This window comes from Sphingomonas sp. BK345, assembly GCF_014193845.1.
Taxonomy (GTDB): domain Bacteria; phylum Pseudomonadota; class Alphaproteobacteria; order Sphingomonadales; family Sphingomonadaceae; genus Sphingomonas.
The window spans coordinates 158,636-181,779 of record NZ_JACHZX010000005.1 but is presented as its reverse complement, the minus strand read 5'-3'; the positions used below and the strand labels follow the sequence as shown (position 1 = coordinate 181,779).

At 72.6% G+C, this 23,144-nt stretch carries 23 protein-coding genes; 17 read left to right on the top strand and 6 right to left on the bottom strand.

Annotated features, from left to right (window positions below):
• Positions 1-15 precede the first annotated feature (15 nt).
• Positions 16-708 (top strand): glutamine amidotransferase, encoded by a 693-nt coding sequence (locus FHY03_RS16100; RefSeq protein WP_311721978.1) that lies wholly within the window; start codon positions 16-18, stop codon positions 706-708.
• A gap of 4 nt (positions 709-712) precedes the next feature.
• Here the strand turns inward: FHY03_RS16100 and FHY03_RS16095 are convergent, their stop codons facing one another.
• Together FHY03_RS16095 and FHY03_RS16090 are read right to left on the bottom strand one after the other, a co-directional pair.
• Positions 713-1,414, bottom strand: coding sequence for a YafY family protein (locus FHY03_RS16095; protein WP_183923385.1), 702 nt, complete (start codon positions 1,412-1,414; stop codon positions 713-715).
• Positions 1,415-1,539: 125 nt separating this feature from the next.
• The gene (locus tag FHY03_RS16090; RefSeq protein WP_183931669.1) at positions 1,540-2,127 is read right to left on the bottom strand and encodes a glutathione S-transferase family protein; all 588 of its coding nucleotides are present in this window, start codon (positions 2,125-2,127) and stop codon (positions 1,540-1,542) included.
• A 465-nt stretch (positions 2,128-2,592) separates the two neighbouring features.
• Between FHY03_RS16090 and FHY03_RS16085 the strand changes: the two genes are divergently transcribed.
• From FHY03_RS16085 to FHY03_RS16075, 3 genes are read left to right on the top strand one after another with little or no spacing between them, the layout of a single operon-like run.
• The gene (locus FHY03_RS16085; protein WP_183931668.1) at positions 2,593-3,045 is read left to right on the top strand and encodes a DUF2231 domain-containing protein; all 453 of its coding nucleotides are present in this window, start codon (positions 2,593-2,595) and stop codon (positions 3,043-3,045) included.
• Complete coding sequence (locus FHY03_RS16080; protein WP_183923391.1) at positions 3,042-4,364, top strand: sorbosone dehydrogenase family protein; 1,323 nt, start codon at positions 3,042-3,044, stop codon at positions 4,362-4,364. The genes FHY03_RS16085 and FHY03_RS16080 overlap by 4 nt, the downstream gene beginning before the upstream one ends.
• 40 nt (positions 4,365-4,404) lie before the next feature.
• Positions 4,405-4,584 (top strand): hypothetical protein, encoded by a 180-nt coding sequence (locus FHY03_RS16075; RefSeq protein WP_183923393.1) that lies wholly within the window; start codon positions 4,405-4,407, stop codon positions 4,582-4,584.
• A gap of 3 nt (positions 4,585-4,587) precedes the next feature.
• Here FHY03_RS16075 and FHY03_RS16070 read toward each other — a convergent pair whose 3' ends face one another.
• From FHY03_RS16070 to FHY03_RS16060, 3 genes are all read right to left on the bottom strand, one after another.
• Positions 4,588-5,712 (bottom strand): acyltransferase, encoded by a 1,125-nt coding sequence (locus FHY03_RS16070; RefSeq protein ID WP_183923395.1) that lies wholly within the window; start codon positions 5,710-5,712, stop codon positions 4,588-4,590.
• The gene (locus FHY03_RS16065; protein WP_183923397.1) at positions 5,709-6,137 is read right to left on the bottom strand and encodes a GtrA family protein; all 429 of its coding nucleotides are present in this window, start codon (positions 6,135-6,137) and stop codon (positions 5,709-5,711) included. Before FHY03_RS16065 ends, FHY03_RS16070 begins: the two co-directional genes overlap by 4 nt.
• A 214-nt stretch (positions 6,138-6,351) precedes the next feature.
• On the bottom strand, positions 6,352-7,194 hold the full coding sequence (locus FHY03_RS16060; protein WP_183931667.1) for a hydroxypyruvate isomerase family protein: 843 nt from the start codon (positions 7,192-7,194) through the stop codon (positions 6,352-6,354).
• Positions 7,195-7,279: 85 nt separating this feature from the next.
• On the opposite strand from FHY03_RS16060, the gene FHY03_RS16055 reads away from it, so the two are divergent.
• The 6 genes from FHY03_RS16055 to FHY03_RS16030 all read left to right on the top strand — a co-directional run bounded on the left by FHY03_RS16055 (position 7,280) and on the right by FHY03_RS16030 (position 15,036).
• Positions 7,280-10,840 (top strand): hydantoinase B/oxoprolinase family protein, encoded by a 3,561-nt coding sequence (locus tag FHY03_RS16055; RefSeq protein ID WP_311721973.1) that lies wholly within the window; start codon positions 7,280-7,282, stop codon positions 10,838-10,840.
• A gap of 360 nt (positions 10,841-11,200) precedes the next feature.
• Positions 11,201-11,854, top strand: coding sequence for a DUF969 domain-containing protein (locus tag FHY03_RS16050; protein ID WP_183931666.1), 654 nt, complete (start codon positions 11,201-11,203; stop codon positions 11,852-11,854).
• Complete coding sequence (locus tag FHY03_RS16045; RefSeq protein ID WP_183931665.1) at positions 11,851-12,750, top strand: 5-oxoproline transporter, DUF979 family subunit; 900 nt, start codon at positions 11,851-11,853, stop codon at positions 12,748-12,750. The genes FHY03_RS16050 and FHY03_RS16045 overlap by 4 nt, the downstream gene beginning before the upstream one ends.
• Positions 12,747-13,742, top strand: a complete 996-nt coding sequence (locus FHY03_RS16040; protein WP_183931664.1) for a DUF2891 domain-containing protein — start codon at positions 12,747-12,749, stop codon at positions 13,740-13,742. The genes FHY03_RS16045 and FHY03_RS16040 overlap by 4 nt, the downstream gene beginning before the upstream one ends.
• Positions 13,743-13,945: 203 nt before the next feature.
• The gene (locus FHY03_RS16035) at positions 13,946-14,569 is read left to right on the top strand and encodes a YbhB/YbcL family Raf kinase inhibitor-like protein (protein ID WP_183931663.1); all 624 of its coding nucleotides are present in this window, start codon (positions 13,946-13,948) and stop codon (positions 14,567-14,569) included.
• A gap of 5 nt (positions 14,570-14,574) precedes the next feature.
• Positions 14,575-15,036, top strand: a complete 462-nt coding sequence (locus tag FHY03_RS16030) for a DUF3429 family protein (RefSeq protein ID WP_183931662.1) — start codon at positions 14,575-14,577, stop codon at positions 15,034-15,036.
• A 28-nt stretch (positions 15,037-15,064) separates the two neighbouring features.
• Here FHY03_RS16030 and FHY03_RS16025 read toward each other — a convergent pair whose 3' ends face one another.
• Positions 15,065-15,973 carry a VOC family protein gene (locus FHY03_RS16025; RefSeq protein ID WP_183931661.1) on the bottom strand — a complete coding sequence of 303 codons (909 nt, stop codon included), beginning with the start codon at positions 15,971-15,973 and terminating at the stop codon, positions 15,065-15,067.
• A gap of 504 nt (positions 15,974-16,477) precedes the next feature.
• Here FHY03_RS16025 and FHY03_RS16020 point away from each other — a divergent pair.
• Genes FHY03_RS16020 through FHY03_RS15990 form a run of 7 tightly spaced genes read left to right on the top strand, consistent with a single transcriptional unit; the run spans position 16,478 to position 22,993 of the window.
• Entirely contained in the window at positions 16,478-17,275 is a 798-nt protein-coding gene (locus tag FHY03_RS16020; RefSeq protein ID WP_221190265.1) for an SGNH/GDSL hydrolase family protein, read from the top strand.
• A 2-nt stretch (positions 17,276-17,277) separates the two neighbouring features.
• Positions 17,278-18,909 carry an alpha-L-fucosidase gene (locus tag FHY03_RS16015; protein WP_183931660.1) on the top strand — a complete coding sequence of 544 codons (1,632 nt, stop codon included), beginning with the start codon at positions 17,278-17,280 and terminating at the stop codon, positions 18,907-18,909.
• Entirely contained in the window at positions 18,906-20,135 is a 1,230-nt protein-coding gene (fucP, locus tag FHY03_RS16010) for an L-fucose:H+ symporter permease (protein WP_183923415.1), read from the top strand. Before FHY03_RS16015 ends, fucP begins: the two co-directional genes overlap by 4 nt.
• Positions 20,132-20,941, top strand: coding sequence for an amidohydrolase (locus FHY03_RS16005; RefSeq protein WP_183931659.1), 810 nt, complete (start codon positions 20,132-20,134; stop codon positions 20,939-20,941). The genes fucP and FHY03_RS16005 overlap by 4 nt, the downstream gene beginning before the upstream one ends.
• The gene (locus tag FHY03_RS16000; RefSeq protein ID WP_260159327.1) at positions 20,938-21,921 is read left to right on the top strand and encodes an aldo/keto reductase; all 984 of its coding nucleotides are present in this window, start codon (positions 20,938-20,940) and stop codon (positions 21,919-21,921) included. Before FHY03_RS16005 ends, FHY03_RS16000 begins: the two co-directional genes overlap by 4 nt.
• Positions 21,918-22,646, top strand: a complete 729-nt coding sequence (locus FHY03_RS15995; protein WP_183931658.1) for an SDR family oxidoreductase — start codon at positions 21,918-21,920, stop codon at positions 22,644-22,646. The genes FHY03_RS16000 and FHY03_RS15995 overlap by 4 nt, the downstream gene beginning before the upstream one ends.
• Positions 22,634-22,993, top strand: a complete 360-nt coding sequence (locus FHY03_RS15990; RefSeq protein WP_311721964.1) for an L-rhamnose mutarotase — start codon at positions 22,634-22,636, stop codon at positions 22,991-22,993. The genes FHY03_RS15995 and FHY03_RS15990 overlap by 13 nt, the downstream gene beginning before the upstream one ends.
• Positions 22,994-23,144 lie beyond the last annotated feature (151 nt).

Below are 23,144 nucleotides of genomic sequence, written 5' to 3'. Positions count from 1 at the left end.
ACGCGGAGGACTCCCGTGCCGCTCACCGCCGTCGCGATCCGTCATGTCGCCTTCGAGGACCTCGGTCATCTCGACGCGCCGCTGCGCACCGCCGGCTTTGCGATCCGCTACGTCGAGGCGGCGGATGGCGTCGCAGCGGTCGACCCGCTCGCGCCCGACCTGCTCGTCGTCCTCGGCGGCCCGATGGGCGTCTACGAGACGGCGGAGCACCCCTTCCTCGCCGAGGAACTGGCGCTGCTGCGCGCCCGGCTGGCGGCGGGGCGGCCGACGCTGGGGCTGTGCCTCGGCGCGCAACTGATCGCCGCGGCGCTCGGCGCGCGCGTCTACCCCGGGTCGGTCAAGGAGATCGGCTACGCGCCGGTGACGCTCACCGCGGAGGGGGCGGCCTCACCGCTCGCCGCGCTGCCCGCGGGCCAGCCGGTCCTGCACTGGCACGGCGACACCTTCGACCTTCCGGCGGGCGCGACGCTGCTCGCCTCGACCGACCTCTACCGCCGACAGGCGTTCGCGGTCGGTCGCCACGCGCTCGCCTTGCAGTTCCACCTCGAGGCGGACCGAATCGAGCGCTGGCTGGAGGGCCACGCCGCCGAGCTGCGCGCCGAGCGGATCGACCCCGCCGCGCTCGCGCGCGACGCCGCGCGCCACGACGCCGTGCTGCGCGACGCGTCCGAGGCGGTGCTCACCCGCTGGCTGTCGGCGTCAGCCTGAGCGCTCACTCGGCTGCCTCGCGTCGCGCCGCCATCATCGCGAGCCAGCGCCGCCGCAGCACCGCGCGCCGCTCGGGGTAGCGCTCGTCGAGGAAGGTGACGCTCGCGAGCCGGTCGGTGCGGAACATGCGGAAATCGCCGCGCAGCTCGCACCAGGCGATCAGCATGCGCTTGCCGTCCATATAGCCGACCAGGAACGGCCACACCGTCCGCTCGCTCGGCTCGCCCGCGGCGTCCGCATAGCCGATCCGCAGCTTGCGCCCCTGCAGGCTCCAGGCACGCAGACGCGCGACGTCGATCCCCGCGTCGGCGCGCTCGCTCCACGACGGCGGGGTGATCACCGCGGGCTCGTCGATCGCCGCGCGCAGCCGCTCCGGGATCACCGCCGCCACCTTGGCGAGCACGTCGGCCGCGGCGCGCGCCAGCCCCTCGTCGGCGTGCACCAGCACCCATTGTGCGCCGAGCACGACGGCCTCGACCTCGTCCGAGGTGAGCATCAGCGGCGGCATGTCGAAGCCGCGCTCCAGCACGTAGCCGATCCCCGCCTCGCCGCGGATCGGGACGCGCTGCGCCACCAGCGCGGCGACGTCGCGATAGACCGAGCGCCGACTGGTCTCGAGTTCGGCCGCGATCGCGTCGGCGGTCAATGGGCCGGGCGCGCGGCGGAGCAGCTGGACGATCTCGAACAGGCGGTCGGCGCGACGCATCGGCCGATCCTAGAGCCGCGCGAGCGGCGAGGCGAGCGTCGCGAGCAGCGGCGGCGCGGCGCTCGCCAGGATGAGCAGCGAGGTGGCGAGCAAGCCTGCCGCCCCCCAGCGCAGGTCGCGCGCGGTCACGCCGGCACCGCGTCGCGTGCCATGGCGCGCTGGAAGGCGGGACGTTGGGTGAGCCGCGCGAGATAGGCGGGCACCGGGCCTTGCTGCGGCATCAGCTGATGCGCCCAGCCGAGCGTGCCGCCCATCATCACGTCGGCCGCGCTGAAGCGCTCGCCGAGCAGCCACGGCCCGTCCGCCAGCGCACGCTCGACCCGCGCCAGCGCGGCGGCGAAGGCCGGCGGGATCTCACCCTCGGCAGCGCCGAGGCGAGCGCCGATCGCCGGGCCGAACTCGCCCTCGATCCAGCTGAGCCAGGTGAGATAGCGGCCGCGGTCGTGGTCGCCGATCCAGGGCGCGAGCCCGGCACCGTCCGCCTGATCGGCGAGGTAGTTTGCCACCGCGGCGGACTCGGTGACGAGCACCTCGTCGTCGAGCAGCGCGGGCACCTTCCTGTCGGGGTGCGGGTTGGCGGCGTCAGGTCCTGCGCCGCTGCCGTCGCGGTAGCGGATCGTGACGTAGCGGAGCTGGTACGGCACGCCGAGCTCCTCGAGCAGCCAGATGATCCGGGTCGAGCGCGAGCGCGGGGCGTGGAACAGTGTCAGCATGGGAGGTCTCCTGGGGCCAAGGCGGCCGGTGGAGACGGTGTACGCCGGGCCTGCTGCCAGCGTGGTGGCAGCAGGGTGTGGGTCGGCAGGCTGGTGTGAACCGGCGAGCGGGGAGAGCTATGGGAGGTGTCAAAACGGCCGGGGCCGGTCGTGCCACCGCTCCTCTCGTCATTCCGCGAAGGCGGGGATCCAGATACGCGGATGCTGGGGCAAGAAGCGCCACGACAGCGCGTCTCGATCCCCGCCTGCGCGGGGATGACGGAAGAGGAAGGACGGGGATGACAGAAGAGGAAGGGCGGGGATGACGGAAGAAGCGGAGGCGGCGGATCGAGGGGAGTGCCAGCGGAGAGATCACCGGCACCGTACGGCGCTTGATCTCGATCGATGTCTTCGTCCCGCCGCGCGCGGAACTGCGCCCGTCGCCCGCTCGTACTCGCGCCACTCGGACCGGAAGGACCTGACACGATGGCATCCAGCCCCGGGCGCCCAGCGCTCGCCCCTCTCGCGTTCACGGGGAGGCCGATCTACCCGGTGCTGCTGCCGGTGCCGATTACGCTGTTCATCGCCGCGCTCGTCACCGATCTCGCCTATGCTGGCAGCGCCGAGATGATGTGGCTCGACTTCTCGTCCTGGCTGCTGCTCGCCGGGCTGATCGCGGGCGGTGTGGCCGGTGCTCTGCTGCTGGTCGAACTGGTCCGCGCTGGCGCGGCGCGGCGGGGAGCGCTCGGTCTGCACTTCACGCTGCTCCTCTCCGCCTGGATCGTCGAGGTGCTCAACTCCTTCATCCACGCGCGCGACGGGTGGACCGCGGTAGTGCCGACCGGGCTCGCGCTGTCGGTACTCGCCGTGTTGCTGGCGCTCGCCGCCGGGTGGTTCTGGCAGGCGGTGCCGCGGCGCCACTCGGGAGACGTGCGATGACCCGGCGACTGACATTCGTGCTCGTCGCGCTCCCGCTTGCCGCCTGTGGCAGCGGGCAGCAGATCGACCAGAACCGTCAGTACGGCGCCAACCCGGTGCTGCCGGCGCCGCACGAGCAGCTCGTCGCGGACGTCGGGGTCTACGAGACCGTCGGCTGGAAAAAGGGCGAGACGCCCACCGTCCCCGCCGGCTTCCGCATCGAGCCGCTCGCCAGCGGGCTCAGCAACCCGCGCAACGTCGTCGCGCTCCCGAACGGCGACGTGCTGGTGATCGAGTCGCGCAACGAGGGCAAGGAGCCGGTGCAGCGCCCCAAGGACCCGATCCGCGACTGGGTGATGGCGCGCGCCCACTCGCAGACGCAGAGCGGCGACGCGCCCGCACCAAGCAACCGCCTGACGCTGCTGAGCGGCGCAGCCGGCGATGGCCCGCCAGCCGCGCGCTCCATACTGGTCGACAAGCTCAACGCGCCGTTCGGCGTGGTCGCGCTGGGCGGTCAGCTCTATGTCGCCGACACCGACGCGATCATGCGCTATCCCTTCACGCCGGGGCAGACGCGGATCACCGCGCCGGCGACACGGCTGACCCCGCTGCCCGCGGGGACAATCAACCATCACTGGACGAAGAGCCTCACCGCCAGCCCCGACGGCACGCGGCTGTACGTCGGCGTCGGCTCGAACAGCAACGCGATGGAGCGCGGCAGCGACGCCGAGCGGGACCGCGCCGCGATCTTCGAGGTCGACCCGCGCACCGGTGCGTCACGGCCGTTCGCCACCGGGCTGCGCAATCCGAATGGCCTCACCTTCTATCCCGGCACCAACACCCTGTGGGCGGTGATCAACGAACGCGACGAACTCGGCCCCAACCTGGTGCCCGATTATCTCACCTCGGTCCGCCCCGGCGCCTTCTACGGCTGGCCGTACAGCTATTACGGCCAGCACCTCGATCCCCGCGTCAAGCCGCAGCGCCCCGACCTGGTCGCGCGCGCGATCGCGCCCGATTACGCGCTCGGCTCGCACGTTGCGCCGCTCGGTCTCGCTTTCTACACCGGGGCGAGCTTCCCGGCGGGCTATCGCGGCGGCGCCTTCGTGGGCGAGCACGGCAGCTGGAATCGCACCGCGCCGCACGGCTACAAGGTCACGTTCATCGCCTTCCGCGACGCGCGCCCCATCGGCGTGCCGCGCGACTTCGTCACCGGCTTCCTCAAGGACGGCAAGGCGCGCGGTCGCCCAGTCGGTGTCGCGATCGATCCGCGCGGGCGGCTGCTGATTGCGGACGACGTCGGCGGCACGGTGTGGCGCGTCAGCTATGCCCGCGGCTGAGCCGCTGGCCAGCGCGGCACGAAGCGCGTAGCAGGGCGCCATGGCCGACCGCTTCGAGAGACATCGCCAGCCGTGGCGCCCCGACGAGCTCCAGAAGCTTCACACCCTCGCGAAGAAGGGCATGGCGCTGAAGGCGATCGCCAAGGCGCTGACGCGCAGCGAGGAGTCGGTGAAGGAGCGTGCCAAGCAGGACGGCCTCTCGATCGCCAAGCTGCGCTAGGCGTCAGGCGCCGATCAGCAGCCGCGAGCGCGTCCCGACCAGCGTGCGCAGCAGCTGGACCAATCCTAGCGACAGCAGCAATCCCGCCGCGAAGGTAGCGCCGATCGCGGCGAGCAGCGCCCACCACGGCTGATCGTCTGGCACCCACGCCCCGACCAGCCGCGCCACCGGCCGCAGGATCGGCCCGTGGACGAAATAGATGCCGAACGCCGCCCCGGCGACGAACCCGCTCGCCGCGCGGGCGCCCGACGGCAGCGCGGCCTCACGCGCGCGCGCCCAGAGCAAGAGCAGCAGCGCGATCGTCGCGCGCTGGAGATAGAAGGCGCTCTCGCGCAACGACACGCCATGCCAGGCGTCGCGCTCGAGCACGTAGAGCAGCACCAGCCCGATCGTCGCCGCCGCGGCGACGAGGCCGAGCCAGGCCGCCCGCTGGCGCAGCCAGGCGAGGCGCACCTCCAGGTCGAGCCCCACCGCGATACCGATCGCGTAGGCGCCCGCGAAATAGACGATCATCGCTGGCGTCACCTCGGTTCCCGTGCGCGACGCGAGCAGCGGCGCCAGCATCAGCACCGCGCCGGGCCAGCGCAGGCGCGGCCCGCGCAGCGCGGCGAGCAGCGCCGGGCTCACCAGGTACAGCGCCAGGATCACGGGTATGTACCACAAGGTATTCCAGGTCGCGCCGGTGACCAGATTGGTCGCCAGTGTGCGCGCCAGCAGCGGCGCGTCGTGCGCGGCCAGCGCGGCCTGCGCGGTGGCGTTGGTGGCCAGCGTCAGCACCAGCGTCACCGCCGCATAGGGCAGCGCCACCGCGGAGAGCCGCTGCGCGAGAAAGCGGCGATGCGGGCGGGGCGCGAAGATATGGCCGTAGAGCAGCCCGGAGATGATCGCGAAATAGACCGTCGCGTCGTGCGCGACGACGTGGAGCAGCGCCTGCACCGCCGCGGCGTCACCGTGCCACGCCGGCAGGCCGCGCAGCAGCAGCGCGTTGCCGGCGTGGATCAGCACCACCTGCACGATGCTGAAGCCGCGGAACAGGTCGACGTAGCCCAGGTGCGCGCCTGCGCCGGACGACGGTCGCACCGCGAGCGCCTCGACGGCGCCGTCGCGCGGCGCGAGCACGAGGGTCACAGCGGTGCGCCCGCCACCGACCGCCCGTCGACCCGGCGCGGCGCGCGAAACACCCACCAGCGCTGCAAGGCGAAGGTGACGGTAGGGGTGATCAGCACGCTCGGCACCAGCGGCACCCAGTCGGGCCCCTGGAGCGGGCCGGTGATGATCCAGGTGATCGCGCAGTTGATCAGCAGGCCGACCACCTGGGTCAGCAGGAACTTGGCGCGGGTCCGCAGTCCGAAGGGCGCGGCACCCGCCTCGCCGAAGGTCACGCGCGACTGCAGGTGGTAGCCGACATAGACCGAGAGCAGGAACGCGGGCAGCACCGCCGCCACGTTGAGGCTGACGGGCAGGATGATCAGCACGTAGGCGAGGTACACCGACGAGTAGATCGTCGCGCACAATCCACCGATCACGCCGAACCGGACGATCTGCCCCCACATGACCTGTCCCCTCTTCCCTGTGCGGCAGCCTAGCAGCGGGCGTGTGCCGCGGACTCCCGCAGACGAGCGCGCCACGGCTATTGCGGGGGATGCCGAAGGGGGTGTCAGAACCGCCGCGTTCGATCGACTAACTTGTTTGATCCGCGTCGCTGCGTGACCGCGGCGCGTCCGGTCACGCGCGCCGTACCCGCGCGGCGCGGCGGTTAGCGGCCGGTCACGCGGCGCAGGTCTTCACCGCGCGCGCGAGCGCGGGCAGCGGATCGCCCTTGGGCACGAACTCGTGCGCGAGATAGCCGTCGAACCCGGTGTCGGCGAGCGCGCGTGCGAAGGCGCCCCAGTTCACCTCCTGCGTGTCGTCGAGGTCGTGGCGCCCCGGCACGCCGCCGGTGTGGACGTGGCCGATCCAGCGGATGTTCTGGCGCACCGTGTCGATCAGGTCGCCCTCCATGATCTGCATGTGATAGGCGTCGTACAGCAGCTTCACGTGCGGCGAGCCCACCGCCTCCATCACACGTGCGCCCCAGGCGGTGTGGTCCGCCATATAGTCCCTGTGGTCGATCTTGCTGTTGAGCAGCTCGAGGCAGATCGTGACGTTATTGTCCTCGGCGATCTTCTTGACGCGGTTGAGCCCGGCGATCGTGTTCTCGGCGCCCTGCTCGTCCGACATGCCCTTCCGGTTACCCGAGAAAGCGATGACGTTGGGCACGCCCGCCTTGGCCGCCTGCGGGATACCGACGCGATACTGCGCCTCGATCGCGGCATGGTTCTCGGTGCGATTGAGCCCGTTCGGGATCTGCATCACGTCCGCGGCATAGCCCATCGTGCAGCGCAGGCCGTGGCGGCGCGGCACATCATAGTCTTTGGGCTCGAGCAGGTCGATGCCGTCCAGCCCGATCTTCGCGGCGAACGCGCAGAGCTGGTCGAGCGGGATCTTCTCATAGCACCAGCGGCTGACCGACTGTTTGAGGCGCCTGCGCGGCGGCGTCGCCGGCCCGGCGACGGCCGCGCTGGCAGCGAGGGTGAGTGACGTGCCGATGACCTGTCGCCTTGTAACCATCTTCCGAGTGTAGCGCGGTCGCCCGCGGGGGCAAGCCGCCGCGCGGCGATCGACAAGAAGCGGCGGCGCTGCGATAGCTTGTGCGGTGTCGACCGCGTCCCCCGCCCCGCTCCGCCGCATCGCAATCGACCGCGGCGGCACCTTCACCGACGTGGTCGCCGAGCGCGAGGACGGCACCATCGCGGTGGTCAAGCTGCTCTCGGTCGATCCCGGCCGCTACGACGACGCAGCGGTGGAAGCGGTGCGGCGGCTGACCGGCGTGCGCGACGGCGCGCTGCCGCCGCTCGATGTGCGCATCGGTACCACGGTGGCGACCAACGCGCTGCTCGAGCGCCGCGGCGAGCCGGTGCTGCTGGCGATCACGCGCGGCTTCGGCGACGCGCTGGCGATCGGCTACCAGGACCGGCCCGACATCTTCGCGCGCGCGATCGTTCGCCCGCCGCCGCTGCCCGGGCGCGTGATCGAGATCGACGAGCGAGTCGACGTCGACGGCGCGGTGGTGCGCGCGCTCGACCTCGCCGCGGCGGAGCGCGACCTGCGCGCCGCGTATGACGCCGGGCTGCGCGGGGTCGCGATCGTGCTGATGCACGGCTGGCGCTATCCCGCGCACGAGGCCGCGCTGGCGGATCTGGCGCAGGCGATCGGCTTCACCCAGATATCGGTTAGCCACCGCGTCGCGCCGCTGATCCGGCTGGTCGCGCGCGGCGACACCACCACGGCCGACGCCTATCTCTCGCCGGTGCTGCGCCGCTACGTCGACGGGCTGGAGGCGGCGTTCGGCGGCGCGCCCTTGTTCATGCAGTCGTCGGGCGGACTCGCCGCGGCGCGTGCGGTGAGCGGCAAGGACGCTTTGCTGTCGGGACCCGCGGGCGGGATCGTCGGCATGGCCGCGGCGGCGCGCGCCGCCGGGGTCGAGCGCGTGATCGGCTTCGACATGGGCGGCACCTCGACCGACGTTTCTTTGTGGGCGGGCACGTTCGAGCGGCGCCAGGAGGCGGTGATCGGCGGCGTCCGCGTCGCCGCGCCGATGCTGCGGATCGACACGGTCGCGGCCGGGGGCGGCTCAATCTGCGGCTTCGACGGGGGCCGCTTCACCGTCGGGCCGGAGAGCGCCGGCGCCGACCCCGGCCCCGCCTGCTATCGCCGCGGCGGGCCGCTGACGGTGACCGACTGCAACCTCCTGCTCGGCAAGATCGTGCCCGAGCATTTCCCCGCGGTGTTCGGACCTGGGCGCGACCAGCCACTCGACTGCGCCGCCGCGCGCGCCCGGCTCGAGGCGCTGCTCGACATGGTGGAGAGCGCGACCGGCACGCGCCCCGACCCGCTCGCCGCGGCGGAGGGGCTGGTGGCGATCGCGGTCGCCAACATGGCCAAGGCGATCAAGTCGGTGTCGGTCGCGCGCGGGCATGATCCGGCGAGCTACGCGCTGATGAGCTTCGGCGGCGCGGGCGGGCAGCACGCCTGTCTCGTCGCCGACGCGCTGGGGATGCGCGACGTGCTGATCCACCCGCTCGCCGGCGTGCTCTCGGCCTGGGGGATCGCGCTCGCCGACCAACGCGCGGTGCGCCAGCGCACGGTTGCGGCGCCGCTCGACGCGGACGCGTGGCGCGAGACGCTGGACCAGCTCGCCGCCGCGGCGCGCGCCGAGCTTGACGGTGCGGCGACCACCGAGGCGATCGCGACGCTGCGCTACGCGCGCACCGATCAGGGGATCGAGGTGGCGGTCGCCGACGCCGCGGCGATGCGCGCCGCGTTCGAGGCGGCGCACCGCGAGCGGTTCGGGTTCACCGCGGACGACGCGCTGATCGTCGAGCGGCTCCAGGTCGAGGCGATGCGCGCCAGCGCGGTGCCGGCGATGGCGGCGCCGGAGGCGTCGGCGGCTGCGCCCGACACGGTGACGGTGACGATGGCGGGCGCGTCGTACCGGGCACGGCTGCATCGCCGCGAGACGCTCGGCGCGGGCGCGCGCGTTGCCGGGCCGGCGCTGCTGGTCGACTCGACCTCGACCGTGGCGGTCGAGCCCGGCTGGGAGGCGGCGGTGCTGGATGACGGCACGCTGCGGCTCACCCGCGTCGCGGCACGCGCGGCAACGGCGGGCGACGCCGCGGTCGATCCGGTGCGGCTGGCGATCTTCGCCGGGCTGTTCATGGGACTGGCGGAGGAGATGGGCTCCGCGCTCCAGCGCAGCGCCGCCTCGGTCAACATTCGCGAGCGGCTCGATTTCTCCTGCGCGCTGTTCGACGCCGGCGGTCACCTCGTCGCCAACGCGCCGCACATCCCGGTGCATCTCGGCTCGATGGGCGACTGCGTCCGCCACCTGATCGCCAGCCGCGGCGGCGACGGGCGCGGGATGCGCCCGGGCGACGCCTATGCGGTCAACGACCCCTATCGCGGCGGCACGCACCTGCCCGACATCACCGTCGTGCAGCCGGTGTTCGCGGGCGATAGCGCGCCCGCTTTCTTCGTCGCCGCGCGCGGGCACCACGCCGACGTCGGCGGCACCAGCCCCGGCTCGATGCCCGCGGACAGCCGCACGCTCGCCGACGAGGGCGTGGTCTTCGACGACGTGCTGGTGCTCGCCGAGGGCCGGCTGCGCGACGCCGAGGTGCGCGCGCTGTTCGCCGGCGGCCAGCACCCGGCGCGCGCGATCGACCAGAACATGGCCGATCTCGCCGCGCAGCTCGCCGCCTGCGCGCGCGGCGCGGCGGGGCTCGAGCGGCTCGTCGCCGAGCAGGGGCGCGAGGTGGTGGCGGCCTACATGGAGCATGTCCAGGCCCACGCCGAGACGCTGGCGCGCGGCGCGGTACGGTCGCTGTCGGACGGTGCCTTCGCCTATGCCACCGACGACGGTGCGGAGGTGTGCGTCGCGGTACGCGTCGACCGCGACGCCGGGGCGCTGACGGTCGACTTCACCGGCACCAGCGCGCAGCGGCCGGGCAACACCAACGCGCCGCTGGCGGTGACACGCGCCGCGGTGCTCTACGTGCTGCGGACCTTGGTGAGCGAGGACACGCCGCTCAACGACGGCTTCCTGCGCCCGGTGACGCTGATCGTGCCGGGGGGCTCGATGCTCAACCCGCGCTATCCCGCGGCGGTGGTGGCGGGCAACGTCGAGACCAGCCAGGTCGTCACCGACGCGCTGATGGGGGCGCTCGGCGCGATGGCGGCATCGCAGGGGACGATGAACAACTTCACCTTCGGCGACGCGGCCCACCAATATTACGAGACGATCGCGGGCGGCGCGGGCGCGGGTGACGGCTTCGCGGGCGCGAGCGCGGTGCAGACGCACATGACCAACAGCCGGCTGACCGACCCGGAGGTGCTAGAGACGCGCTTCCCGGTGCTGCTGGAGACGTTCGCGATCCGGCGCGGCTCGGGCGGCGCGGGGCGCTGGGCCGGCGGCAACGGCGCGGTGCGGCGGGTGAGGTTTCGCGCGCCGATGCGGGCGAACATCCTGTCCAACCACCGTATCGTGGCGCCGTTCGGGCTGGCGGGGGGCGGCGACGGTGCGGTGGGGACGAATCGGATGGAGCGCGCGGACGGGCGCGTCGAGACGCTCGGCGCTACCGCCTCGGTGGACCTAGCGGCGGGCGACGTGTTCGTGATCGAGACGCCCGGCGGCGGTGGCTATGGGAGCGAGGCGTGAGCGGGTGGGGCTGTCGTCGTCTGAGCGGTGCGGGTCAGGATGATGGGATGGTGCCAGCACCGCCTTTTGGATCAAGCCCGTACCCCGGCGCAGGCCGGGGTCCAGTTGCGGGCCGCTCGCGTGAGCCGCTGAAGCCATTCCATCTGGGCGCCGGCCTCCACCGGGGTGCCGATGAGGTGAAGGGACATGCCTTTTCAAGCCTCCACCCCGGCGGACGCCGGGGTCCGGTTGGGGAACGTGGGTGGTTCTCACATCAGCCTTCCCACCTGGACCCCGGCGTGCGCCGGGGTGGCGGAACGCGCGACCGGGCTCAGAGATGATCCGCGACCATCGTCTTCTCCCCACCCGGCCCCGCCGCTGATGCTCGTCCTCGCCGGCGTCGCCGTGATCGCGCTGGGCTTCCTGCTGCGCTTCAACCCGCTGCTGGTAATCGTCGTCGCCGCCGCGGTGACCGGGCTCGCCGCCGGGCTCGACCCGTTGACGGTGCTCGCCAGGTTCGGCCACGCCTTCAACCAGAGCCGCTACGTCACCGCGATCTACATGGTGCTCCCGGTCATCGGCCTGCTCGAGCGCGCCGGGCTGCAGCAGCGGGCGCGCGGACTGGTCGGCGGGCTGCGCGGGCTCACCGTGGGGCGCCTGCTCGCCGGCTATCTGCTGTTCCGCCAGCTCTCCGCCGCGCTCGGGCTCAACGCGGTGGCGGGGCCGGCGCAGACGGTGCGACCGCTCGTCGCGCCCATGGCCGAGGCCGCCGCGGCACGCCAGGGAGAAGAGGACGGCGAGCCCATCCGCGCGCTCGCCGCGGCGACCGACAATATCGGGCTGTTCTTCGGCGAGGACATCTTCATCGCGATCGGCTCGATCCTGCTGATGCGCGGCGTGCTCGAGGGCTATGGCGTGCGCGTCGAGCCGTTCCAGCTCTCGGTCTGGGCGATCCCGACCGCGCTCGCCGCCTTCCTCGTCCATGGCGCGCGGCTGTGGTGGCTCGATCGCCGACTGAAGCGGCGCGCGCGATGATCGGGCTCAACCTTGTCTATGCGGTCGCGGGACTGTTCTTCGCCGCCTGCGCGGTGCTCGGCGCGACCGACCGCCGCTGGGCCAACGCGCTGTTCCACGCGCTGCTCGCGCTCTCCTTCTTCGCGGGCGACGCGATCGGCGATCTCGGCAACGGCGTGCTCGTGCTCGCGCTGGTCGCCACCGCCACCTCGGGCCGGATGCGCCGCGGCGAGCCCGAGACGGCGGGTGAGCCACACGGCCCCCTGCTCGCGCTGGCACTGGTGATCCCCGCCGCCGCGCTCGGCGGCACCCTGCTGTTCAAGCGCCTGCCGACGCTGTTCGACTCGCAGCAGGCCACGCTGGTGGCGCTGACACTCGGCGTGCTGGTCGCGCTCGCGCTCGGGCACTGGCGGCTGCGCGCGCCGCCGCTCGCGGGGGTGCGCGCGGGGCGGCGTCTGCTCGACGAGATCGGCTGGGCCGCGATCATGCCGCAGCTGCTCGCCAGTCTCGGCGCCGTGTTCGCGCTCGCGGGCGTGGGCGACGTGGTCGGCGGGCTGGTCGGTGGCGCGATCCCGGCGGGGAGCGTGCTCGGCGCCGCGATTGCCTATGGGCTCGGCATGGCGCTGTTCACGATCGTGATGGGCAATGCCTTCGCCGCCTTCCCGGTGATGGCCGCGGCGGTCGGCATGCCGCTGCTGGTGCGCCAGTATGGCGGCGACCCCGCCGCCGTCGCCGCGATCGGCATGCTGGCGGGTTTCTGCGGGACGCTGCTCACGCCCATGGCGGCGAACTTCAACATCGTGCCCGCCGCTTTGCTCGAGCTGCGCGACCGCTACGGCGTGATCCGCGCCCAGGCGGCGACCGCGCTGCCGCTGCTCCTCTTCAACGTGCTGCTGCTATGGTGGGTGATCCGATGACCAGGCTCGACCCCGCGCTCGCCGCGCGTTTCGCCCGCATCACGCTCGACCATGTCGGGCGCGCCTATCCGTACAAGCTCGACCATGTCCTCACCGGCGCGCACGACGCGGTGCCGCCCGCGACGCTCCACCCGATCTTCCACGGCAGCTTCGACTGGCACAGCTGCGTCCACGGCTGGTGGCAGCTGCTGACGATCCGCCGCCTGTTCCCGTCGCTGGCCGAAGCCGAGGCGATCCGCGCGCGCGCCGACGCCATGCTGGTCCCCGGCAAGGTCGCGGGCGAGCTCGCCTACCTCGACCGGCCGACGAGCGGCGGGTTCGAGCGGCCGTATGGCTGGGCGTGGCTCCTCGCGCTCCACGACGAGGCGGACCGGCACGCCGCGCTTTGGGGCGAGGCGCTCGCGCCGCTGGCGCGCGCCTTCGCCGCGCGCTTCGCCGCTTACCTGCCCAAGCTGACCTATGCGGTGCGCGTCGGCACGCATTTCAACACCAGCTTCGCGCTGGTGCTGGCGCGCGACTGGGCGCTCCGCCACGACCCCGCGCTGATCGAGCTGATCGACGCGCGCGCGCGCGGCTGGTTCGGCGGGGACCGAGCATGTCAGGCGTGGGAGCCGTCGGGCGACGACTTCCTCTCCTCGGCGCTGTGCGAGGCGCTGCTGATGAGCCGCGTGCTGCCCGCGGACGCGTTCGGCGCGTGGTTCGACGCCTTCCTCCCCGACGTCGCGCGCGGCGAGCCGGCCAGCCTGTTCCGACCGGCGCATGTGTCCGACCGGAGCGACGGCAAGATCGCGCACCTCGACGGGCTCAACCTCAGCCGCGCCTGGTGCTGGCGCCAGCTCGCCGCCGCGCTCGGCCCGCGCCACCCCGCCGCCGCGGCGATGCGCCACGTCGCCGAGGCGCACCTCGCCGCCAGCCTGCCGCACCTCGACGACGATTACATGGGCGGCCACTGGCTGGCCACCTTCGCGCTGCTGGCGGTGCTGTCGGGTTGATCCTGCAACTGTCCGCTATGGATAAGCGGCGTGCTCCTGCACACGCAGGAGCCTAGGGCCGAGAGCGCCACCTTCGTGGCCCTGGGCTCCGGCAGTCGCCGGAGCACGGTGTCGCCTGAGCCCGATTGAGTGTCAGCCGCGCAAGCCCACCGCAACCAGCCGGCGCGCCGGCGGTTCACCGCGTATCACCCGCAGGAGGCGCTATGCTCGAACATGTTCCCCACTGGCTCGGCAGCCTGTTGCACAACGTCCGCGCCGGCCATGCCAAGCTGGTGATCGTGCAGGACGGGATCGTGCCCTCGGGCGGCGCTCAGCTCACGCTCTCCAGCCCCGCCTTCGCCGACGGCGCGCGGCTGCCCGAGCGCTTCACCGCCGACGGCGCGGGCGTGTCGCCGCCGCTCACCTGGACCGGTGTGCCCGCCGGCGCCGTCGCGCTGGCGCTGCTGGTCGAGGATCCCGACGCGCCCGCCCCCAACCCGCTCGTCCACGCGGTGGTGTGGAACCTGCCGCCCGACTCGTCGGGGCTTGAGGAGGGCGCGATCGCGGCCGACGGGCGCGGCGCGTTCGACGGCTCGGACGTCGGCCGCAACAGCTACCAGCAGGAGGGCTGGCTGCCCCCCGACCCGCCGACCGGCCACGGCAGCCACGACTATGTGTTCCAGCTGTTCGCGCTGAGCGAGGCGGCCGCGCTCGACGTCAGCCCGGGGCGCAGCGCGGTACTGGAGGCGCTGCGCGGGCGCGTGCTCGCGGCGGGCATGCTGAGCGGCACCTATTCGCGCGGCGAGCCGGCCGAGATCGGGCCGGTCGGCGCGGCGCAGCCCGCCTGAGCCTCGTGCGCGACCCGACGCCCCGCCCGCTGCCGGCGGCGCCACGCTGGCTCGGCCTCTCCGGGCTGCTCCCGCCGGCGGGCTGCGTCGCGGTCGCGCTCGCGCTGCCGGCGCTGCAGCCCGCCGCGACGCTGGTGGGTGGCCTGTACGCCGCGGTGATCCTGTCGTTCCTCGGCGGGCTGTGGTGGATGGACTCGCTCGAGCGCCGCGTCACCGCCGCGGCGCCTTATGTGCTGGCGGTGGCGCCGAGCCTGGTCGCCTGGGCGGCGCTGCTGGCGTGGCTGCTCGGCGGCGCGCCGCCCGCCTCGTCATTGCTCGCGCTCGGCGCCGCGGTGCTGGTCTCCCCGCTCGCCGATCGCGCCGCCTCGCCGGCCGTGCGCGAGCTGCCCGGCTGGTGGGGGCTGCGGCTGGTGCTCTCGGGCGGACTCGGCCTCCTGACGCTGCTACTGGCGCTGCTGGCGCGATGACGTCGACCGTAAGGGGGCGAGCCGTTCCTCACCCCTCGGGATCGGGAGCGGTGAAGGCCGAGCAGCACGGCTCGGTCACCGCATGGAACTCCATCAGCTCGACCCGTGTGCCATCGGGGTCGTAGAGGTTGGCCTGCCACTTGCCGTCGAGCCCCATCTGCGGGCCGTCGTGGCGGCCGGTCATCTTCTTGCCGCGGTACAATTCGGTGACGGCGGTCTGCATGTTGCGCACGCCGAGCGAGAGGTGGTTGAGCACGCCGAGCTGGCGTGCGTCGAGGGACGCATCGGTCACGCGCGAGCCCTCGCCGACCATCATATATTCGAGCCAGTCGCGCCCGTCTGGCGTCTGCTGCGACACCCAGTCGACCTTGGGTGGCTCGAACGAGCCGAACCAATAGGGGCGGAAGCCCAGCAGGGTGCGGTAGAAGCCGTCCTCCTTGGCGCGGTCGCGCACGGCATGGCCGATGTGGATGATCCGGCCGCTCACCGCACCGGGTACCGCCGCGGCGCTGGTCTTGGTCTCGACGAACTGCACTTCATTACCCTCGGCGTCACGCGCGCCGAAGCGGCGCTCGCCCGCGCTTTGCTCCAGCGCACCGACGCTGGAAGCGCCGCGCGCCAGCAACCAGGAGCGCAGCGCCGCGGCGTCGGGGGTGCGGTAGGCGGCGTGCGCGAACAGGCTGGCGCCGAGCCCAGCAGGCGCGGGCAGCACCTCGACGAACTGCGTACCGCTGAACTGGAACCGCGCGCCGGCGCCATTCTCCGGGTCCGCCACCTTCCGCGCGCCGAGGACGCCGGCGTAGAAACGTTCCGACGCGACGAGGTCGCGGCTGTACACCGCCAGATGCGAGATGCCGGTGATCGGCGGCCGCTCGGGCGCGCGCGCGCCGACAAAGAAGACCGCCGCGACGATCATCGCCGCCCGCGTAAGACGCATGTGAGACCCTCCCCTGCCGCGCCGAAGAAATAGCGTCAGGTCGATAGGTTAGCTGGCACTTGCGCGCGTGTCACGGGGCGTCGCGCGGAGACGAAAAGAGCGTCGGGCGTGGCCCGTTTACCGGCCCTAGCCGCCTGGCCCCTGAACGTGGCAGCGCCTCGAGACGAGGCTTCGACAAGCTCAGCCTCTCCTCAGCGCGAACGGGAAAGCGGGGGACCGGCCTCGGTACGGTCTGTGCTTGTGAAGAAAGCGGAAGAGCTACAGCCGTTCGCGCTGAGGAGGCACTAAGCTCGTCGAAGTGCCGTCTCGAAGCACCTCGCGAGCTGTTCCCTCGCCAGCCATCCACGGGAGGCGCCGAGCGTCGGTTTGGCGACAAACGAGGTGTTCGGTTCACCAGTAAAAGTCCGCTTCATCATCGGTTGCGTCCGCCCCTCCGCCCGTTGTAGCGTCGCGCGAGGAGCGCTGCCCGACCGAGTGGCGGCGCCGGGCGAGGGAGAGGAAGCGTTGCGCGCATCGATCAGCTGGGCCGCCGCCGCGGCACTGCTCGCCACCGCGACCGTCGCGACGGCGCAGACGAAGATACCCGGTGATCCGTACGCCGACGATCCCTCGGGCATCGTCGCCGACCCGTGCCCCGCACACCCAAAACCGGCGGACAAAACCGCGGGGACGATCGCGAACCTCCACATGCTCACGCGCGACCACGGACAGCTGTGCCGCTACGCCGCGGCCAACCGCGCGTTGACGGAGAAGCCACGCGTCGTCTTCATGGGCGATTCGATCACGGACAATTGGATCAACCTCGCGCCCGATTTCTGGCGCGACGGCCGCATCGACCGGGGCATCAGCGGCCAGACCACGTCGCAGATGCTGCTGCGCTTCCGCCAGGACGTGATCGACCTCCACCCACAGGCGGTCCACATCATGGCGGGCACCAACGACGTCGCCGGCAACACCGGCGCGGCCACGATCGAGACGGTCGAGGGCCATATCCAGAGCATGGCCGAGCTGGCGCGCGCCAACGGGATCAAGGTGATCCTCGCCTCGGTCCCGCCCGCCGCTGCCTTCCCGTGGAGCCCCGACAAGCGCCCCGCGCCGCAGATCGCCGCGCTCAACGCCTGGCTCAAGGCCTATGCGCGACGCAGCGGCGCGACCTGGGTCGACTATCACCCGGTGCTCGCCACGCCGGAAGGCGCGATGCGCGAGGGGCTGGCGAGCGACGGCGTCCACCCCACCGCGGCGGGCTATGCGGCGATGGCGCCGGTCGCGCTCGACTCGATCCGCCGCGCGCTCGGGCGCTGAGCGTGGCCGCGATCCAGCGCCGCGCCTTCCTCGCCGGCTCGGCCGCGGTGCTCGCCGCGCGCTCTGGCCTCGCCGCCAGCCCGACCGGCGCGGTACGCGGACCGGTCCAGCCGACGTGGGAGTCGCTGCGCTCGCACTATCGCGTGCCCGAGTGGTTCCGCGACGCCAAGCTCGGGCTGTGGTCGCACTGGGGGCCGCAGGCGGTGCCCGAGCAGGGCGATTGGTACGGCCGCTTCCTCTACATGCAGGGGCATCCCGTCTACGAGCACCACCTGCGCACCTACGGCCATCCGACGAAGGTCGGGATGAAGGACATCCAGAACCTGTGGAAGGCCGAGCGCTGGGACCCGCAGGCGCTGGTCGAGCGCTACAAGCGCGTCGGCGCCAAGTACTTCATGGCGCTCGCCTGCCACCACGACAATCTCGACTGCTACGACAGCCGCTATCACGCCTGGAACTCGCTGCGCGTCGGGCCGAAGCGCGACGTGGTCGGCACGTGGGAGCGCGCGGCGCGGCAGGCGGGGCTCAAGTTCGGCGTGTCCAACCATGCCGCGCACGCCTGGCACTGGTACCAGCCCGCCTACGCCTATGACCCCGAGGGGCCGCGCGCAGGCGAGCGCTACGACGCCTATCGCCTGACCCGCGCCGACGGGCGCGGCACCTGGTGGGACGGGCTCGACCCGCAGCAGCTCTACACCGGCCGCCACATGGTCGCGCCCGGCGGCATCCGTACCGCCGCGGCGATGGGCAAGTGGCACGAGGCGCATGACGGCCAGTGGATCGAGACGCCGCCCTCCGCCGACCCGCGCTACGCCGCCCGATGGCTGCTGCGCCAGGCCGATCTGATGGCGAAGTACAAGCCCGACCTCTGCTACATGGACGATACCGCGCTGCCGTTCGGCGCGATCGGGCTGGAGGCAGCGGCCGACTATTACAACCGCGCGATCCAGTGGCACGGCGCGCCCGAGGTGGTGCTGACCGGCAAGAAGCTGGAGTCGCACCAGCTCGGCGGCATCGTCGAGGACGTCGAGCGCGGCTTCAGCGACCGGCTGCGCGCCGAGCCGTGGCAGACCGACACCTGCATCGGCGACTGGTTCTACAATGTCGCCAGGCTCAACGACCGCAGCTACAAGACCGCCGAGGACGTGGTGCAGCGGCTCGCCGACGTCGTGTCGAAGAACGGCAACCTGCTGCTCTCGATCCCCCAGCCGGGTCACGGCGCGATCGACGCCGAGGAGGAGAAGATCCTGGACGCGATGGAGCGCTGGATGGCGATCAACGGTGAGGCAATCTTCGCCTCGCGCCCGTGGCGGATCTACGGCGAGGGGCCGACCCGGGTCGCCGCCGGCGCGCAGAACGAGGAGGCCGCCAAGCCCTTCACCGCCGAGGACGTGCGCTTCACCACGCGCGCCGGCGCGCTGTACGCATTGTTCCTCAAGCCGCCCGCCGGCACCGCGCGCGTCGCCGCATTGGGCACGGGTCCGAACGCCCCGGTAGTCGAGCGCGTCACGCTGCTCGGCGGCGGCACGGTCGCGCACCGCCAGACGCCGCGCGGGCTCGAACTCGACCTGGGCGGGCGCGCGCCGGGCGGGTTCGTGCCTGCGGTGCGCGTCGATGGGCGCGGGCTGGCATGAGCGGCGCGCCGATGCGGCGGCTGCCGCTGGTGCTCGTCGTCGCGCTCTTCTTCCTGTGGGGCGTCGCCAACAACCTCAACGACGTGCTGATCGCGCATTTCAAGAAGCTGTTCGTGCTGAGCGACCTCGGCGCTGGGCTGGTGCAGTCGGCCTTCTACCTCGGCTATTTCTGCCTCGCCATCCCGGCGGCACTGACGATGCGGCGCTTCGGCTATCGCGCCGCGGTGCTGCTCGGGCTGTTGCTGTACGGCGCGGGGGCGCTGATGTTCTGGCCCGCCGCGGCGTGGCAGAGCTACCCCGCCTTCCTGCTCGCGCTGTTCGTGATCGCGAGCGGGCTCGGCTTCCTCGAGACCTCGGCCAACCCGCTGATGGCCAAGCTGGGCAGCGAGGACAGCGCGGCGCGGCGGCTCAACCTGGCGCAGGCGTTCAACCCGCTCGGCTCGATCACGGGCGTGCTGATCGGCAGCCAGTTCATCCTCTCGGGCCAGTCGGGACCGGTCACCGGCGACGCCGCGCGCGCGGCCGAGGCGGCGGCGGTGCAGTTGCCCTATCTCGTCATCGGGCTGGGTGTACTGGTTTGGGCGGTGCTGATCCGTTTGACGCCCTTCCCGCCGGTCGCGACCGAACGCGACGTCGAGGAAGGCGTCGGCGCCGCGGGCGACTTCGCCGCGGTGATGCGCTCGGTGCGGGTGCGCGGCGGCGTCGCGGCACAATTCTTCTACGTCGGCGCGCAGGTCGGCATCTGGAGCTTCCTGATCCGCTACAGCGAGGTGGCGGTACCCGGCACGGGCGAGCGCACCGCGGCGCATTACCTGACACTGTCGCTGGTGCTGTTCATGGCGGGGCGGTTCGCGGGCACGGCGCTGATGACGCGCGTCGCGCCCGCGCGGCTGCTCGCCGCCTTCGCCGCGATCGCGGGCGCGCTGACGCTGGCGGCGGCGCTGCTCGGCGGCGGGGTCGGCATCGTCGCGCTGGTGGCGACCAGCTTCTTCATGTCGATCATGTATCCGACGATCTTCGCCGAGGCGGTGCGCGACCTCGGCGCGCTGACCAAGTCCGCCGCGGCGCTGCTGGTGATGGCGATCGTCGGCGGCGCGGTGTTCCCGGCGCTGATGGGGCTGGTGTCGGACCGCAGCGGCTCGATCATCGTCGCCATGGTCGTGCCCGCGGCCTGTTTCGCGGTGGTGCTGTTCTACGCGCTGTCGCTGCGGCGGGGGCGCGCGTGATCGACACGCACGTCCACCTCTGGCGCCTCGGCGCCGACGGTCACAGCTGGCCGACGCCCGACCTCACCGCGATCCACCGCGACTTCCTCATGGACGACTGGTGCGCGCTGCCCGGCGCGGCGGCGGTCGCGGGCGTGGTGCTGGTGCAGTCGCAGCCCGACGCGCGCGACACCGAGTGGCTGCTTGAGGTGGCTTCCAGGGAGCCGCAGGTGCTCGCGGTAACGGGCTGGGTCGACGTGGACGCGCCCGACGCGGTCGCCACGGTCGCGCGACTCGCGCGCGCGCCCAAAATGCGCGCGCTGCGCCCGATGGTGCAGGACCTCGCCGCCGGCTGGTACGACGATCCCGCGCGCGACGCGTTGTGGGACGCGATGGCGCGCGCCGGGCTGGTCCTGGAGGCGCTGGTGCGCCCGCGTCACCTGCCGAGCCTCGCGCGGCTCGCGGCGAGGCATCCCGCGCTCACGATCGTGATCGACCACGGCGCCAAGCCGGTGCTCGGCGATCTGACCGCGTGGCAGGCCGACATGGCCGCGCTCGCCGCGCTGCCGCAGGTGCGCTGCAAGCTCTCAGGCCTGCTCACCGAGCGCGGCCCCGCCGAGCCGCCCGCGGCGATCGCGCCCGCCGCCGCCGCGCTGGTCGCGCTGTTCGCGCCCGACCGGCTGATGTGGGGCAGCGACTGGCCCGTGCTCGCGCTCGCGGGCGACTATGCCGGCTGGCAGGCGCAGGCGCGCGCGCTGGTGCCGGCCGAGCATCACGCCGCGGTGTTCGATGGCACCGCGCGCGCCACCTACGGGATCGCCGCATGACGCTGACGCTGCCGCCGCTCGGCATGGGTTGTGCCGGGATCGGCAACCTCTACCGCGCCGTGGACGACGCCACCGTCGACGCCACCGTCGCCGCCGCGCTCGCCGCGGAGATCGGCTATTTCGACGTCGCGCCGCACTACGGCTTCGGGCTGGCGGAGGAGCGGCTCGGCCGCGCGCTGGCGCGCCACGACCCGGACGCCCGCGCGATCGTCTCGACCAAGGTCGGCCGGCTGCTGGTGCCGACCGACAGCGAAGCGCCCGAGCGCCACGGCTTCGTCGCCGCGCCGCCGCTCGAGCCGGTGTTCGACTATGGCCGCGACGCGGTGCTGCGCAGCCACGAAGCCAGTCTCGCGCGGCTCAGGCGCGACCGCGTCGAGCTGCTGTTCGCGCACGATCTCGGCGAGGTGACCCACGGCGCCGAGGCCGAGCGCCACCTGCGCGCCTTCCTCGACGGTGGCTATCGCGCGCTCCGCGACCTGCGCGACGCCGGCGCAATCGACGCGATCGGATTGGGCGTCAACGAGATCGCGGTGTGCGAGCGGCTGCTCGACGCGGTCGAGCTCGACGTGATCCTGCTCGCCGGTCGTTATACGTTGCTGGAGCCCGACGCCGCCGCCGCGCTGCTCGATCGCTGCGCACGCGTCGGCACGCGCGTCGTGATCGGCGGCCCGTACAATAGTGGGATCCTGGTCGAGGGCAGTGCCTCGCGCAGCCACTTCAATTACGCCCCCGCTCCCGTCGAGGTGGTCGAGCGGGTCGCCGCGCTGGAGCGGGTCTGCGCGCGCCACGGCGTGCCGCTGCCCGCCGCCGCGCTGCAATTTCCCACGCGCGCGGCGGCGGTGGCGAGCGTCATCCCCGGGCTGGTCGGCGAAGCGCAGGTGGCGGACACGCTGCGCTACGCGCGCCACCTGATACCCGAGCAGCTGTGGGACGATTGTCGCGCCGCGCTCGACCTAACTTCAACGGAGACATCTGCGTGAGCGACCGTCTGGCGGGCAAGACCGCCTTCATCACCGCCGCGGGCCAGGGCATCGGCCGCGCCACCGCCGAGCTGTTCGCGCGCGAGGGCGCGCGCGTCATCGCCAGCGACATCGACCTCGCCAAGCTCGACGGCCTCGACGCCGAGACGCTCGCGCTCGACGTGCGTGACGCCGCCGCAGTCGCCGCGCTGCCGCGGCGGACCGGGCCGGTCGACGTGCTCGTCAACTGCGCCGGCTTCGTCCACAGCGGCACCATTCTCGACTGCGACGAGGACGCCTGGGCCTTCTCGAACGAGCTCAACGTCACCGCCATGTACCGCACGGTGCGCGCCTTCCTGCCGGCAATGCTGGAGCGCGGCGGCGGCAGCATCGTCAACGTCGCGTCGATCGCCAGCTCGATCAAGGGCATCCCCAATCGCTTCGCCTATGGCGCGACAAAGGCGGCGGTGATCGGGCTGACCAAGTCGGTCGCGGCCGACTTCGTCGCGCGCGGTATCCGCTGCAACGCGATCTGCCCAGGCACGGTCGACTCGCCCTCGCTCCAGCAGCGGCTGCACGACACCGGCGATTATGCCAAGGCGCGCGCCGACTTCACCGCGCGCCAGCCGATGGGGCGGCTCGGGCGGCCCGAGGAAGTCGCCGCGCTCGCGCTGTACCTCGCCAGCGACGAGTCCGCGTTCACCACCGGACAGGCACACATCATCGACGGCGGGTGGATCAATTGACCCAGCGCCACGTCCTGCTGCTCGACCTCGTCGACGAGCCTGGGTCGATCGCGCGCTACGAGGCGTGGCACGCCGCCGGCGCGGTACCCAGGCCCGTGGTGGCGAGCATCCGCGCCGCCGGGATCGCCGCGATGCAGATCTTCCGCAGCGGCAACCGGCTCGTGATGGTGATGGACGCCACCGCGGCGTTCGACCCTGCGGCGAAGGCGCGGGCGGACGCCGCCGACCCCGACGTGGTCGCCTGGGAAACGCTGATGGACGGTTTCCAGCAGCGCCTGCCCTGGGCCGCGGCTGGGGAGAAATGGGTCGAGGCGGGTTTGATCTTCGACCTCGCGGCGCAGGGCTGACGCGCGAGGCGCAGCCTTGCGCGGCGCTCGCACGAACCGTCGGCAATCGATCCATCGGCGTGCTCCTGCGCATGCAGGAGCCCAGAGCCACCTACCTCAACTCCGCGTAACACTGGGCTCCGGCGTTCGCCGACGCACGGCTCAGCCACCC